This is a genomic window from Geodermatophilus sp. SYSU D00766 (assembly GCF_054049915.1).
Map to the genome: position 1 here is coordinate 1 of NZ_JBJGYI010000008.1, position 13,133 is coordinate 13,133.

Genomic DNA, 13,133 nt, shown 5'->3' on the forward strand with positions numbered 1-13,133 from the left:
CGCCCGCGGCCCCCCCGCCCCCCCCCCCCCCCCCCCCCCCCCCCCCCCCCCCCCCCCCCCCCCCCCCCCCCCCCCCCCCCCCCCCCCCCCCCCCCCCCCCCCCCCCCCCCCCCGGGAGGGGTCAGCGGCGCCGGTTCTCCGGCAGCTGCACCCCGGCGCGGTTGGGCTTGTCGGTGGGGTGGGCGTAGCGGATGCGGTCGGGCGGCAGCGGGAAGCTGTGGTCCTCGCCGAACGGCGACAGCGGGCCGGCCATCTCACCCAGGAACTCGGTCACCGGGGGGCCGGCGTCCTCCGACTGGCCCCAGGTCGGCTCGACCAGGTGGGCGTGCTTCTCCTTGCGCTTGGCCATCTCGCCTCCGTGCTCGGGCGCACCCACGGGTGCGCGTTCGGCGCCATCCTCTCGCGCCGCTCCTCCTACCCGCACGACGCCCGGCCGCGACACGGGTTCAGCGGGACCGGCGGGCGGTCCGGGCGCCGTAGAGCGTCGGCAGTCCCTCCGCGGTGAGCACCCACTGCCCGCTGCCCACGGGGGCCGCCCGCACCTCCCCGCCGTCGAGGCCCTGCACCTGGCGGGTCCGCCACACCGAGGTGCTCACCAGGGTCAGCCGCACCGGCTCGTCGTCGGGGTCCCACTCGTCGTAGCCCTCCGGCTCGAAGGCCACGATCGCCGGGCCGGCGATGCGCAGCAGCCCGCGCTGCCACGGGACGGCGGCCAGCGCCCGGCGCCAGCGCAGCGCCCGCGCCAGCGCGCCCAGGCCCGCGGCGGCGGCCACCAGCCCGCCGAGCACCAGGCCCACGACCACCAGCCCGGCCAGGGGCAGCGGGCGGCCACGGTCCTCGGCCACGCTGACCGCGACCGCCCCCAGGAGCACCGCGAGGACGACGGCGATCACCCCGCCGGCCAGCCACCGCAGCGCGCCGGCGCGGTACCCCTCGAGCGCCGCGCGGGTGTGCGGGTCGTCGGCGGCCGGCTGCACGTCGCCCATGCTCGCAGGCCCGGCGCCGGGGGCGGCACCCGCGCGCGGGGACGTAACGTGGTCCGGATGCCTGCCGACCGTCCCGCCACGCTGTCGGCGTGGCTGCGCACCCGCAGCGACGCCCAGCTCGCGGCGCTGCTGGCCGCGCGCCCCGACGTGGCCCGCCCCGCACCGTCGGACGTCATCGCCCTGGCCAGCCGGCTGGCGGTGCCGGTGTCGGTGGACCGGGCCCTCGACGACCTCGACGCCGCCACGCTGCAGGTGCTCGACGTCGTGCTGCTCGCCCCCACCGACGGCGTGGAGGCCGCCGAGGTCGCCGCCTCGCTGCCCGGGCTGCCCGAGGACGTCGTCGCGGCGGCCGTCGAGCGGCTGACCACCCGGGCGCTGCTGTGGGGCGACGAGGTCCTGCACGCCCCCGACCACGTGCGGCGGGCGGTGCGCTACCCCGCCGGGCTGGGCCGCCGCGCCGCCGAGCTGCGGGTGACCCTGCCGGCCGACCTGCCCGCCGCCGTCGGCGCGCTGGACCCCGCCGAGCGCCAGGTGCTCGAGCGGCTGGCCGGCGACCGCCCGGTGGGGCACCTGCCCGAGGCCGGTGGCGGCGCGGCCTCCCCCGCGCGGCGGCTGCTGCAGGCGGGGCTGCTGGCGCGCGTCGACGCGCTCAACGTCGAGCTGCCGCGGGAGATCGGGCTGCTGCTGCGCGGCGACCAGCCCTACGGCCCCTCCCGCCCGGAGCCGCGGCCGGCCGCGGTCGAGCGCGACCCCGCCGCCGTCGACCGGCAGGCGGCCGGTGCCGCGCTGGAGGCGGTCGGGCGGGTGGGCGAGCTGCTGGCCGTCCTCGAGGACGAGCCCGCCGGGCTGCTGCGCAGCGGCGGGGTCGCCGTCCGCGACCGCAAGCGGCTGGCGAAGGCACTGTCGGTGTCCGAGGCCGACGCCGGCTGGCTGCTCGAGCTCGCCTTCGCCGCCGGCCTGCTCGACGTCGGCGGCCCGCACCGCGACGAGTGGCTGCCCACCCGCGGCTACGACCTGTGGCGCGAGCAGCCGCTGGCCGACCGGTGGGCGGCGCTGGCCGCCGGGTGGCTGGACAGCCCGCGGCTGCCCTCGCTGGTCGGGCAGCGCGACGTGGCGGGCAAGGCGGTCAACGCGCTGTCCCCCGACCTGGTGCGGCACACCGCGCCGGCGATCCGCCGGTCGGCGCTCGCCGCGCTGGCCGCCTCCCCGCCGGGCTCGGGCCTGGCGCCCGACGACCTCGTCGCCCTGCTGCGCTGGCGGACGCCGCGGCGCGCCGACCGGCTCGCGCCGGTGCCCGACGTGCTCACCGAGGCCGCGCGGCTCGGCGTGCTGGTCGGCGGGGTGCTGTCCACCGGCGGGCGGGGGCTGCTGGCCCGCGGCGAGGAGGGCGCCGCCGACGGGGTGCAGGGCCTGCTGCCCGAGCCGGTCGACCACGTGCTCGCCCAGCCCGACCTCACCCTCGTCGCGCCCGGGCCGCTGGTGGCCGCGCTGGCCGACACGCTGTCGGTGGTCGCCGACGTCGAGTCCTCGGGCGGGGCGACGGTGTTCCGGGTGTCGGAGTCCTCCGTGCGGCGGGCGCTGGACGCCGGGTGGTCGGCCACCGACCTGCACGACCTCTTCGCCCGCTCCTCCCGCACGCCGGTGCCGCAGGCGCTGGACTACCTGGTCGACGACGTGGCCCGGCAGCACGGCCGGCTGCGGGTCGGCTCGATCGAGTGCTACGTGCGCTCCGACGACCACGGGCTGCTGTCCCAGGTGCTCGGCGACCGGCGGACGGCGGCCGCCGAGCTGCGCCGGCTGGCACCGGGGGTGCTGGTCAGCGGGCTGGGCGCCGACGAGGTGCTCACCGTGCTGCGGGACGCGGGGTACGCCCCGGCCGGGGAGTCCCCGGGCGGCGCGGTGCTCACCCGCCCGCCGGCGCGGCCCCGTGCGGCCGGCCGCCGGCCCGGGCCGGCGCCGTCGGCGGTGGCCCGGCCGCTCACCGAGGCGGAGGCCGCGGCCACCGTGCGGGAGATCCGGGCCGGCGACGCCGCGCTGGCCGCCCGGCCGGCCGCGCCGGTGCGGCAGGTCCCGGGCGTCACCACCGCCGGCACGCTGGAGGTGCTCTCCCGCGCGATCCGCGACGGCGTGCCGGTGTGGCTGGGCTACGTCGACGCCCAGGGCAGCGGCAGCCAGCGCGTGGTGCAGCCGGTGTCACTGGCCGGTGGTTTCCTCCAGGGGTGGGACGAGCGCCGCCACGAGAACCGCACCTTCGCGGTGCACCGGATCACCTCGGTGGCGCTGGTCGACGAGGAAGCACCGGCCGCCGGCAACGGTTGACCAGTCAGACGCCCGCCGAGGAGAGGCTCCCCATCACGTGAACGACGGACCGCTCATCGTCCAGTCGGACAAGACCCTGCTGCTCGAGGTCGACCACCCGCAGGCCCGCGACTGCCGCGCGGCCATCGCGCCGTTCGCCGAGCTCGAGCGCTCCCCCGAGCACGTCCACACCTACCGGGTCACCCCGCTGGCGCTGTGGAACGCGCGCGCCGCCGGGCACGACGCCGAGCAGGTCGTCGACGCGCTGGTGCGCTACTCGCGCTACCCGGTGCCGCACGCGCTGCTGGTCGACGTCGCCGACACCATGGACCGGTTCGGCCGGCTGACGCTGGTCAACAACCCCGTCCACGGCCTGGTGCTCACCACCACCGACCGCGCCGTGCTGGAGGAGGTCGTCCGCTCCAAGCGGGTGGCGCCGATGATCGGGGCGCGGATCGACCCCGACACCGTCGTCGTGCACCCCTCCGAGCGCGGCCGGCTCAAGCAGGCGCTGCTCAAGGTGGGCTGGCCGGCGGAGGACCTCGCCGGCTACGTCGACGGGCAGGCGCACCCGATCGAGCTGGCCCAGGACGGCTGGCACCTGCGCGACTACCAGCGCGAGGCGGTCGAGGGCTTCTGGGCCGGCGGCTCGGGCGTCGTCGTCCTGCCGTGCGGCGCGGGCAAGACGCTGGTCGGGGCCGCGGCGATGGCCGAGGCCAAGGCGACCACGCTGATCCTGGTCACCAACACCGTCTCCGGCCGGCAGTGGAAGCGCGAGCTGATCGCGCGCACCTCGCTGACCGAGGAGGAGATCGGCGAGTACTCGGGCGAGCGCAAGGAGATCCGCCCGGTCACCATCGCCACGTACCAGGTGATGACCACCCGCCGGAAGGGCGAGTACCGGCACCTGGACCTCTTCGACGCGCAGGACTGGGGCCTGATCGTCTACGACGAGGTGCACCTGCTGCCCGCGCCGATCTTCCGGCTCACCGCCGACCTGCAGTCCCGCCGCCGGCTGGGGCTGACGGCGACGCTGGTGCGCGAGGACGGCCGCGAGGACGACGTCTTCTCCCTCATCGGGCCCAAGCGCTACGACGCGCCCTGGAAGGACATCGAGCAGCAGGGCTACATCGCCCCGGCCGAGTGCATCGAGGTGCGGGTCGGGCTCGACGACGAGGAGCGGATGACCTACGCCGTCGCCGAGCCCGAGGAGCGGTACCGGATCGCGGCCACGGCGACGTCGAAGCTGCCGGTGATCCGGCGGGTGCTCGAGCGGCACCCCGAGGAGCCCTCCCTGGTGATCGGGGCCTACCTCGACCAGCTCGAGGAGCTCGGGCGGGCGCTGGACGCGCCGGTGATCCAGGGGTCGACCACCAACCGCGAGCGGGAGAAGCTCTTCGACGCGTTCCGCGCCGGGGAGATCCGCACGCTCGTCGTGTCGAAGGTCGCCAACTTCTCCATCGACCTGCCCGAGGCCGCGGTCGCCGTCCAGGTGTCGGGGACGTTCGGGTCGCGGCAGGAGGAGGCCCAGCGGCTCGGGCGGGTGCTGCGCCCCAAGGCCGACGGCCGGCAGGCGCACTTCTACACGGTGGTCAGCCGCGACACCCTCGACGCCGAGTACGCCGCCCACCGGCAGCGGTTCCTCGCCGAACAGGGCTACGCGTACACGATCGTCGACGCCGCCGACCTCGCCGGCCCGGGTGAGGTCAACGGCCCCGACTGGGTGGACGAGCCCGCCGATTAGCGCCGCTCTCCTGCAGCCCCCGGTCCCTCCGGACCGGGGGCTGCGGTGTCCTCACTCCTCGGTGAGCTCGTGCAGGACGTCGGCGGCGTCGGCGTTGCCCTCCTCGGCCAGCCGGCGCAACTCGGCCAGGTCGCCCCGCTCGCTGGCCCGCTGCACGAGCTCGTCGGCGGCGTCGCGGTAGCCGAGGTCGGCCAGCCGGCGGAGCTCGGCGAGGTCGCCCTGCTCGCCGGCCAGCTCGATCAGCTCGTCGACGGCGTCGCGGTCGCCCTTGGCCGCTCGCTCGCGGAGTCCGGCGTACTCGGGTCCGGTCATGCCTGCAGGATGCTCCCGTGGCCGGTGAACGGGACCTCGACCGTCTGCTGTCCGGCATGGCGCCACGGCGTGCGCCCGGGACGTACGTCTTCACGACCGTGCCGGGCTCCGAGGTGCCCGGCGGGCTGACCCCCGTCGCCACGGTGCGGGAGGACGAGGGGCTCACCCTGGTCCTGCCCCGCGAGGAGGCCGACCGGGTGGGGCTGTCCTACGACCACGTGGCGGCCCGCATCACGCTGCTGGTGCACTCCGACCTCGCCGCGGTGGGTCTCACCGCCGGGGTGAGCACCGCCCTGGCCGGTGCCGGGATCAGCTGCAACGTGCTGGCCGCCTACCACCACGACCACCTGTTCGTCCCCGCGCACGAGGCCGACCGCGCCCTCACCGTCCTCGAGGGACTGACCCGTCCCTAGTAGGGCGGTGGTTCGGTGGTGGCGGTGAGGCCGGACGGGGTGGTGACGGTGAGGGTGCCGTCGGGGGCCAGCCGGTGCGTCCATCCCGGTGCCTGAGGAAGGACCCCGTCCTCCCCGCCCTTCGCAAGCTCAGGGCGGGACCCTGGACGGGGCCGTCGAGCGGTGGTGGCCGGTGCAGTAGCCGGCCAGGTTGGCCGCGGCGGTGGCCCCGGCGGGCCAGGGGGTGTGGTGGTCGAGTTCGCCGCGGCGGGGAACGGGGCGGCGGCAGCCGGGGAAGCGGCAGCGCCGGTCGCGGGCGCGCACGAACCGGTCCAGGGCGGCGGCGGGCCGGTAGCCGGGGCTCTCGCCGGGTGCGGTCAGGCCGGTGCCGGTGCGGGCAGCCTGCTGCAGGGCGGGCAGGTCGGTGAGGGCGAGCAGCGCGCCGCCGAGGGTGTGCGTGAGGGCGAGGCGGGGCCGGTCGGCCAGCCCGCCGCCGGCGGTGCGGGCGAGCAGGTCGGCCAGGTCGGCGCGGGCCTGATCGGCGGCGGCGGCGAGGGCGGTGAGTGCGTCGGGTGCGGCCGAGACCTGGCCGGCGGCACTGCTCGCCCCGGTGGCCTCATCGGCGGCGTCGGCGCGCTGCGCGGTGGCGACCAGCCGGCGGGCGTGGCCGAGGGTGCGCTGGAGGGTGAGCAGGGCGGTGCCGGCGTCGTCGACGGCGCGGTCGGCGCGCGCCCACCAGCCGTCAGGCACGGCCGGAGCGGAGCGGTACCGCGCTGTTGAGCCGACTGGCCAGGGGTCGGGTGGCCAGGGGTCGGGTGGTGGCCCGTCCTCGTCGAGGTAGCAGGGGGCCGGCTCGGCGTCGAACTCCCCGGCCAGCACCCGCTGCTCCAGCTCCTCCGACCAGCGCGCGAAGTCCTCCGCCTCGGACACCACCGCGGACGTGCCCGCCCTGTCATGCGGCTCGGGCCCGGCCGGTGCCGTGTCGGCGGGGGCGGTGTCGGCGGGGGCGGTGTCGGCGGGGGCGGTGTCGGCGGGCGCGGTGTCGGGTTCGACGGACTCGGTCCCGTTCGCCTGGCCCGTCAGGGCGGCGAGCAGGGCGCGCACCACCTCGGCGGGCACCACCTGCCCGTCGATCTCGCACGGGGCATCCCCGCCCAGCAGCGCGCCGACGGGTGCGACCACCGTCAGCGCGACCTGCACCGGCGGCCGGCCGGTCTCGCCGGGGCGCAGCACCAGGTCCAGCAGGCAGTCGGCCATCTTCTGCCCGCGGCTGCGGGTGTCGGCGGGCAGCGCGTCGGCGCAGGCGCCCAGCGCCGCGAGCAGCGCGGCGGCCTCCGGGGTGGTCAGCAACGCCGACACCACACTCATCCCGGCGGTGCGGTCCGGGCGGGCGGATACCCCGCGCCGGCGCAGCGCGCGGGCCAGGTGGCGGGCGGCGTCCCGGGCGGCGTGCTTGAGCACCACCCGGCGAACCTTGTCGCCCAGCTGCGCCGGGGTGGTCACCGACCGGCCGCCCAGCCAGCCCAGCAGCTCGGCCTCGATCCGGGCGCGCAGCGCGTGGTCGGCGATCGGGGCGACGTGCTCGAGCAGGCACCACAGGTGCCCGGGGTGCAGCACCCCGGCCTGCAGCGCATCGAGCGCCCCCGGCAGCCGGTGCACCAGGGTCAGCGACCGTGCCAACTCCTCCTCCGCGCGCTGGGTGGTGACGTTCAGCGCGATCGCCAGCTCGTGCGCGGCCCACTCGCTGACCGGCCGCAGCACCTCGGCCCGCGCCGCCCACCGCTCGGCCGCCATCGCGCCGGGCTCCCCGGGCTGCCGGTCGGCGGAGGCGGGACAGGTAGCGGCGAAGGCCGCGATCGCCCGCGCCCGCAACGCCGTCTGCCGGGAGATCTCCCGGTCGGCGGCCTGCACCGCGCCCAGCGGCCCCGACGCCCGGCCCACCACGGGCTCGTCGACCGCCAGGACCTCCGTCACGTCTTCGATCATACGTTCGATGGACGACGATGACAAGGTGAAGCCGCAGGTCAGAGCGGAGGAAGGTGGCGATTCCGGGACTAGCAGCCTCGTGAGCTCACCGTGGACACCCGCTCGACACCGCTCGACCGACTGCTCCCCGGGCTTCCCTGAAATACAGTTCGTCCATGCCCACGAAGGACCTGCAGGCACTCGTCCGGCGACGGCTGTGGGAGCTGGGCGGGTCCGTGTACGAGGCCTCCCGCCGCGCGCGGGGGGCAGTCGGCCCCGAGGTGCTCGAGCGGCTCGCGCACACCCGCGGCTGGGCGCTGATCAGCCCGTGGATGGCCGGCCACCTCGCCCGCGCCCTCGACGTCCCCGAGAACCGGGTGCGGCGCGCCGCCGGGCTGCCCGAGGTCCCCGACCCGCGGGCCGACGTGCCCACCGGCCCGCACCTGCGCCTCGTGCGGAACGGCGAGGACCGGGGCTGATCAGCCGACGGCGGCGCGCGCCGCCGTCCAGGCGGCGATCTCCGCCCGCGACCGCACGCCCAGCCGCGCCAGGATCTGCTCGACGTGGGACTCGGCGGTGCGCGGTGAGATCACCAGCCGGGCCGCGATCTGCCGGTCGGTCAGGCCCTCGGCCACGAGCCGGGCCACCTCCTGCTGCCGTGCGGTGAGCGGGCTGGGCCCGGCACCGGCCGGCGTCACGGACGGCGCCGGCCGCTCGTCGAGCGCCAGGGCCACCGCGCCCGTCCGGTCCAGGACGGCGCCCTCCCGGTGCAGGGCTCCCCAGCGGCGGTCGCCCAGCGCGCGGCGGGCCGCCGTCGTGCACTCCTCGCGCCGCCGGGTCAGCGGGGCGGGCAGGTCGGCGGGGATGGACCGCCACACGGCCTCGGCCGCGCCGCCGAGCCGCGCCGCGCGCTCCCACGCCCCCCGGGCGGCGGCGGCCCAGCTCAGCGCCTCGATGCACAGCGCCGTCCCGCTGCGGTCGTCCACCTCGCGCATCAGCCCGAGCGCGGACCGCTCGAGCGCGGTGGCCTCCTCCGCCTCCCCGGCACCCAGCCGCACCAGGCCCAGTCCCCACAGCGCGTGCGACCGGGTCCAGGGGTCGCCGCGCTCGGCGAGCGCGAGGCTGCGGGCGAACGCCTCCGCGGCGTCCGCGTCGCGCCCGGCGAGCAGCGCGGCGACCCCGACGTCGGCCCAGCAGAAGGCCTCGTACCGCCCGTCGGCCGCGGCGTGCCGCGCCGCCGCCTCGCGCAGCAGCCGGTCGGCCGCGGCCAGGTCGCCGTCGAACAGCGCCGCCTGGCCCAGGTACTGGGTGGCCGAGGCGACGACGGACGGCGCGCCGCAGGCCTCCCCGAGCTCCCGCGCCCGGGTGAGCAGCGGGAGCGCCGCCGCGGGGTCGGTCGCGGCGAGCGCGAGGAAACCGGCGGCGACCATGCCCCGGGCCCGGGTGCCGGACGGCTGCGGGCACGCGGCGAGGAGGTCCTGCAGCCGGCGGCGCCCCTCCCCCAGGTGGCCGCGCGCCGCCCAGTACAGCCACAGGTCGGCCGCCATCGCCAGGCCCCGCACCGCGTCCTCGGCCAGGTACACGTCGAGCGCGGCGCTCAGCTCCGCGTGCACGGCGTCGAGCCGGTCGAAGGCGGCCACCTGACCCGGCTCCACGAACTCCGCCGACGCCGCCGCGACCAGCCGGGCGCACCAGCCGGCGTGCCGCAGCTGCACCGCGGGCGCCTCGCCCGCGGCGTCGAGCAGCTCCCGGCCGTAGGCGCGGACCGTCTCGAGCATCCGGAACCGGCGGCCGCCCGGCCCCGGCACGGCCTCCAGCAGCGACGCCGCCACCAGCCGGTCGAGCGCGTCGAGGACCGCGCCGGCCGGCAGCACGTCGTCCGAGCACACCGCCTCGGCGGCCGCCAGGGAGACGTCGCCGGCGAACACCGCCGCCCGGCGCCACAGCACCCGGTCGGACTCGGTGAGCAGCTCGGCGCTCCACTCCATCGTGGCCTGCAGCGTGCGGTGCCGCTCCGGGACGGCGGTCCCCGACCGGCGCAGCAGGCCGAACCGGTCGTCGAGGCGGCCGGCGAGCTCGGCCGGGGTCAGCGTCCGCAGCCGGACGGCGGCCAGCTCGATCGCCAGCGGCAGGCCGTCCAGGCGCCGGCACACGTCGGCGAGGGCGGCGTCGTCGGCCGGGCCCAGGACCAGCCCCGGCACCGCCGCCGTCGCCCGCTGAACCAGGAGCGCCACGGCCTCCGACGGCGTCGCGGCCCCCGGCCGGTCGCGGGGCGGGACGCCGAGCGGGGGGACCCACAGCACCGCCTCCCCGTCGACGTCGAGCGGCACCCGGCTGGTCGCGAGCACCAGCAGGCCCGGGCAGGCGGCGAGGAGGGTGTCCACCAGCACGGCGCACGCGTCCCGCAGGTGCTCGCAGTTGTCCAGCACGAGCAGCACCTGCCGGTCGCCGACGACCTCGGCCACGGTCGCGGGCAGCCAGCGGCCGGACACGTCCCGCACGTCGAGGGCGCGTGCCACCTGCTCCCCCACCCGGGCCGGGTCCGCGACGGCGGTGAGGTCGGCCAGGGTCACGCCGTCGGGGAACGACCGGCGCAGGTCGGTGCCCGCGCGGACCGCCAGCCGGGTCTTCCCGACCCCGCCGGGGCCCACGAGGGTCACCAGGCGGGCGCCGGACAGCAGCCGCCGCACCTCGGCCAGCTCGGCACGTCGCCCCACGAACGAGCTGCGCTCGGCCGGCAGCCCGCGGCTGCGGTCGAGCCGGTGCCCCGCCATGCCGCAGGACCGTAGCGACGCCCGTACCGGAGAGGGGGCGTTCCCGTACCGCCACCCGGGGTTCTCCCGATGTCCCCCGCGGCGGGGCCGGACAGGGTGGCCGCCGTGGACGGCACCCGGCGGACGGGGAGGTCGGCGCCCCCCGGGGACGCGGACCTCTTCCTCGTCGAGTTCTGCGCCACCTGCGCGGCCGACGACGCCGCCCAGGTGCACTCCGCCCTGCGGTACGCCGTCCGGCGCCTGGCCGCCGCCGGGACGGCGATCCGCTGGTGCAGCGGACTGCTGGTCCCCGCCGAGCACCGGGTCCTGTGCCTGGTGGCGGCCGGCAGCCGCGACGACGTCGTCCTCGCCCGGGACACCGCCGCGCTGCCGACCGCGAGCGTCCACCGGGTGCGCCCGCTCCCCGATCCCCCGTCCCCCCGAAGCAGAGGCAGGTCCTGACGTGTCCGCTCTCGACGACACCCGCACCGGCCGCCGTCCGGCGGCCCCTCCCGGCACCCCGGCGCGCGGCTTCCGCGGCTGGGCGGCCCGGCACCCGATCGGCGCGTTCCTGGCGATCGCCCTGCCCCTCGGCTGGGTCGTGCTCGGGATCCCCGCGCTGGCCGAGCACGGCGTGATCCCGGGCGGGGCGCTGCCCGGGGAGCTCTTCGCCCTGGCCGCCACCGTGCTGGTCCTGCTGCCCACCGCCGTGTGGGTCGTGTCGGTCACCGAGGGCCGGGCGGGCGTCCGGGCGCTGTTCGCCCGCACGTTCCGCTGGCGGTTCGGCGGAGGCTGGTGGCTCGCGGCCCTGGCCGCCCTGCCGGTGGCCACCGTCGCCGTCGGTCTGCTGCTCGGCCGCTCGCTGACGGCCGACCCCGTGTCGGTCCTCGTGGAGGCCGTGCCGCTGATGCTCCTCCCGGTCGTCCTGGTCAACCTGTGGGAGGAGACCGTCTGGGCCGGCTTCGTGCAGACCCGCCTGGAGCGCCGGCACGGCCTGCTCGCGGGCTCGGCGCTGACCGCCGTCGCCTTCGCCGCCATCCACCTGCCGCTGCTGCTGTGGGGTGAGATCACGGTGGAGTCGGTGGCGACCGGGCTGGGGATCGTGTTCGGCGCCGCGCTCGTGTTCCGGCTGCTGGTCGGCGTGTTCCTGCGGGGGGCCGCGGGCAGCGTCCTGGCCGTCGCCGTGCTGCACGGTTCCTGGAACGGCAGCAGCGGCGAGGACGGGCTCGTCGACGACCTGCTCTCCGGCGGGCAGCCCGTCCTCGCCGCGGCCGTCGCCCTGGTCGTGGTCACCGCCGTCGCCGTCGCCGTCGTCCGGCCCGACCTCACCCGGCGCTCCCGCTCCTGACACCGGTCCCGCCGCGGGGGCGGCCGGCCCCGCCGGGGGGGGGGGGGGGGGGCGGGGCCGGGGGCCCGCGGGGGGGGGGGGGGGGGGGGCGGGGGGGGGGCGGGGGGGGGGGGGGGGGGGGGGGGGGCGGGCGGGGGCCGCCCCCCGGGACAGGCCACGGTCATGCCCGCACCGCCGGCCGGGTGGTCTGGGTGGGGCTCACGTCGTCCTCCGTCGAGGCGAGGATCTCGGCCAGGTGCACCGTCCGGGTGCCCGAGCGCAGCCGCGACAGCCCACCGCCGATGTGCATGAGGCAGGACGCGTCACCGGCGGTGCACACCTCGGCGTGCGTGGACAGCACGTCGGCCATCTTGTCGGTGAGCATCGCCGTCGAGGTGTCGGCGTTCTTCACCGCGAACGTGCCGCCGAACCCGCAGCAGGACTCCGCGCCCGGCAGCTCCACCAGGTCCAGCCCGCGGACGGCGCGCAGCAGCGCCAGCGGCCGGTCGCCGACCCGCAGCAGCCGCAGCGAGTGGCAGGTCGGGTGGTAGGTGACCCGGTGCGGGTAGTAGGCGCCGACGTCGGTGACGCCGAGGACGTCGACGAGGAACTGCGACAGCTCGTACGTGCGGGCGGCCAGCGCCTCGGCGTCGGCGGCCAGTGCGTGCTCCCCGGCCCGGCGGGCGACCAGCGCCTGCTGGTGGTGGATGGAGGCCACGCACGACCCCGACGGCGCCACGACCGCGTCGACACCCGACGACAGGGCGTCGGCGAAGGCGCGCACGTGGTTGGCCACGATCGGCACCGCCTCGCGCCGGTAGCCGGTGTTGACGTGCATCTGCCCGCAGCAGGCCTGGTCGCGCGGCACGACCACCTCGTGGCCCAGCCGCTGCAGCAGCACCGCCGTCGCCCGGGCCACCTGCGGCACCAGCGTGTCGACCAGGCAGGTGGCGAACAGCGCGACTCTCACCGGACCCCCTCCCTGTCGCAGAACAGCCTGCCCGACTCTCGCACCACCGACGCGTGCGCGACGAGGGCCCCTGTACAGGTCCCGGCCGGGCGCGCAGCATCGGGGGCTCACGCGCGGTGGGGAGGGGCCATGACGCAGCCAGGGGAGCAGTCCGACGGCGACTACAGCTACGACCTCGTCCACGAGGCGACCGCCGGGTCGGGGCGGCAGCCGGTGCCCCCGGCGCCCGCGGAGCCGCCGGCCCCGGCGGACGAGGACCCGGGCGGCGACCTCGGCTACGACGAGGTGCACCGTGGCTGACCTCGCACCCGGTCGCGCGCACGCTCGTGCTCTGCACACGCCTGTGTGCAGAGCACGAGCGCGCGGGGGAGCAACCGGCGGCTGAC

The 13,133-nt window shown here is 77.9% G+C and carries 13 protein-coding genes; 7 read left to right on the forward strand and 6 right to left on the reverse strand.

The genetic code is table 11. The features are described 5' to 3' along the window. Positions 1 to 121: 121 nt before the first annotated feature. Positions 122 to 349, reverse strand: coding sequence for a hypothetical protein (locus ACI8AD_RS08765; RefSeq protein ID WP_089405286.1), 228 nt, complete (start codon positions 347 to 349; stop codon positions 122 to 124). Positions 350 to 446: 97 nt separating this feature from the next. After that, positions 447 to 986, reverse strand: coding sequence for a hypothetical protein (locus ACI8AD_RS08770; protein ID WP_456870144.1), 540 nt, complete (start codon positions 984 to 986; stop codon positions 447 to 449). A 57-nt stretch (positions 987 to 1,043) separates the two neighbouring features. On the opposite strand from ACI8AD_RS08770, the gene ACI8AD_RS08775 reads away from it, so the two are divergent. Then, positions 1,044 to 3,305: a helicase-associated domain-containing protein gene (locus tag ACI8AD_RS08775; RefSeq protein ID WP_456870145.1), complete on the forward strand. Its 2,262-nt coding sequence runs from the start codon at positions 1,044 to 1,046 to the stop codon at positions 3,303 to 3,305. Between the two features lie 37 nt (positions 3,306 to 3,342). Continuing rightward, positions 3,343 to 5,028, forward strand: a complete 1,686-nt coding sequence (locus ACI8AD_RS08780; protein WP_456870146.1) for a DNA repair helicase XPB — start codon at positions 3,343 to 3,345, stop codon at positions 5,026 to 5,028. Between the two features lie 51 nt (positions 5,029 to 5,079). Here the strand turns inward: ACI8AD_RS08780 and ACI8AD_RS08785 are convergent, their stop codons facing one another. Beyond that, the gene (locus tag ACI8AD_RS08785) at positions 5,080 to 5,340 is read right to left on the reverse strand and encodes a hypothetical protein (protein ID WP_456870147.1); all 261 of its coding nucleotides are present in this window, start codon (positions 5,338 to 5,340) and stop codon (positions 5,080 to 5,082) included. 17 nt (positions 5,341 to 5,357) lie between these two features. On the opposite strand from ACI8AD_RS08785, the gene ACI8AD_RS08790 reads away from it, so the two are divergent. Beyond that, complete coding sequence (locus ACI8AD_RS08790) at positions 5,358 to 5,753, forward strand: ACT domain-containing protein (protein ID WP_456870148.1); 396 nt, start codon at positions 5,358 to 5,360, stop codon at positions 5,751 to 5,753. A 129-nt stretch (positions 5,754 to 5,882) separates the two neighbouring features. On the opposite strand, the gene ACI8AD_RS08795 is transcribed toward ACI8AD_RS08790, so the two are convergent. Next, positions 5,883 to 7,706 (reverse strand): DUF222 domain-containing protein, encoded by a 1,824-nt coding sequence (locus tag ACI8AD_RS08795; protein ID WP_456870149.1) that lies wholly within the window; start codon positions 7,704 to 7,706, stop codon positions 5,883 to 5,885. A gap of 167 nt (positions 7,707 to 7,873) precedes the next feature. On the opposite strand from ACI8AD_RS08795, the gene ACI8AD_RS08800 reads away from it, so the two are divergent. Further along, positions 7,874 to 8,176: a hypothetical protein gene (locus tag ACI8AD_RS08800; protein ID WP_456870150.1), complete on the forward strand. Its 303-nt coding sequence runs from the start codon at positions 7,874 to 7,876 to the stop codon at positions 8,174 to 8,176. Here the strand turns inward: ACI8AD_RS08800 and ACI8AD_RS08805 are convergent, their stop codons facing one another. After that, on the reverse strand, positions 8,177 to 10,471 hold the full coding sequence (locus ACI8AD_RS08805) for an ATP-binding protein (protein ID WP_456870151.1): 2,295 nt from the start codon (positions 10,469 to 10,471) through the stop codon (positions 8,177 to 8,179). A gap of 105 nt (positions 10,472 to 10,576) precedes the next feature. On the opposite strand from ACI8AD_RS08805, the gene ACI8AD_RS08810 reads away from it, so the two are divergent. Then, on the forward strand, positions 10,577 to 10,912 hold the full coding sequence (locus tag ACI8AD_RS08810) for a hypothetical protein (RefSeq protein ID WP_456870152.1): 336 nt from the start codon (positions 10,577 to 10,579) through the stop codon (positions 10,910 to 10,912). Position 10,913: 1 nt separating this feature from the next. Next, positions 10,914 to 11,798: a CPBP family intramembrane glutamic endopeptidase gene (locus ACI8AD_RS08815; RefSeq protein WP_456870153.1), complete on the forward strand. Its 885-nt coding sequence runs from the start codon at positions 10,914 to 10,916 to the stop codon at positions 11,796 to 11,798. A gap of 160 nt (positions 11,799 to 11,958) precedes the next feature. On the opposite strand, the gene ACI8AD_RS08820 is transcribed toward ACI8AD_RS08815, so the two are convergent. Beyond that, positions 11,959 to 12,747, reverse strand: coding sequence for a (Fe-S)-binding protein (locus ACI8AD_RS08820; RefSeq protein ID WP_456870154.1), 789 nt, complete (start codon positions 12,745 to 12,747; stop codon positions 11,959 to 11,961). A 129-nt stretch (positions 12,748 to 12,876) separates the two neighbouring features. On the opposite strand from ACI8AD_RS08820, the gene ACI8AD_RS08825 reads away from it, so the two are divergent. Then, on the forward strand, positions 12,877 to 13,047 hold the full coding sequence (locus tag ACI8AD_RS08825) for a hypothetical protein (RefSeq protein WP_456870155.1): 171 nt from the start codon (positions 12,877 to 12,879) through the stop codon (positions 13,045 to 13,047). Positions 13,048 to 13,133: the final 86 nt, after the last annotated feature.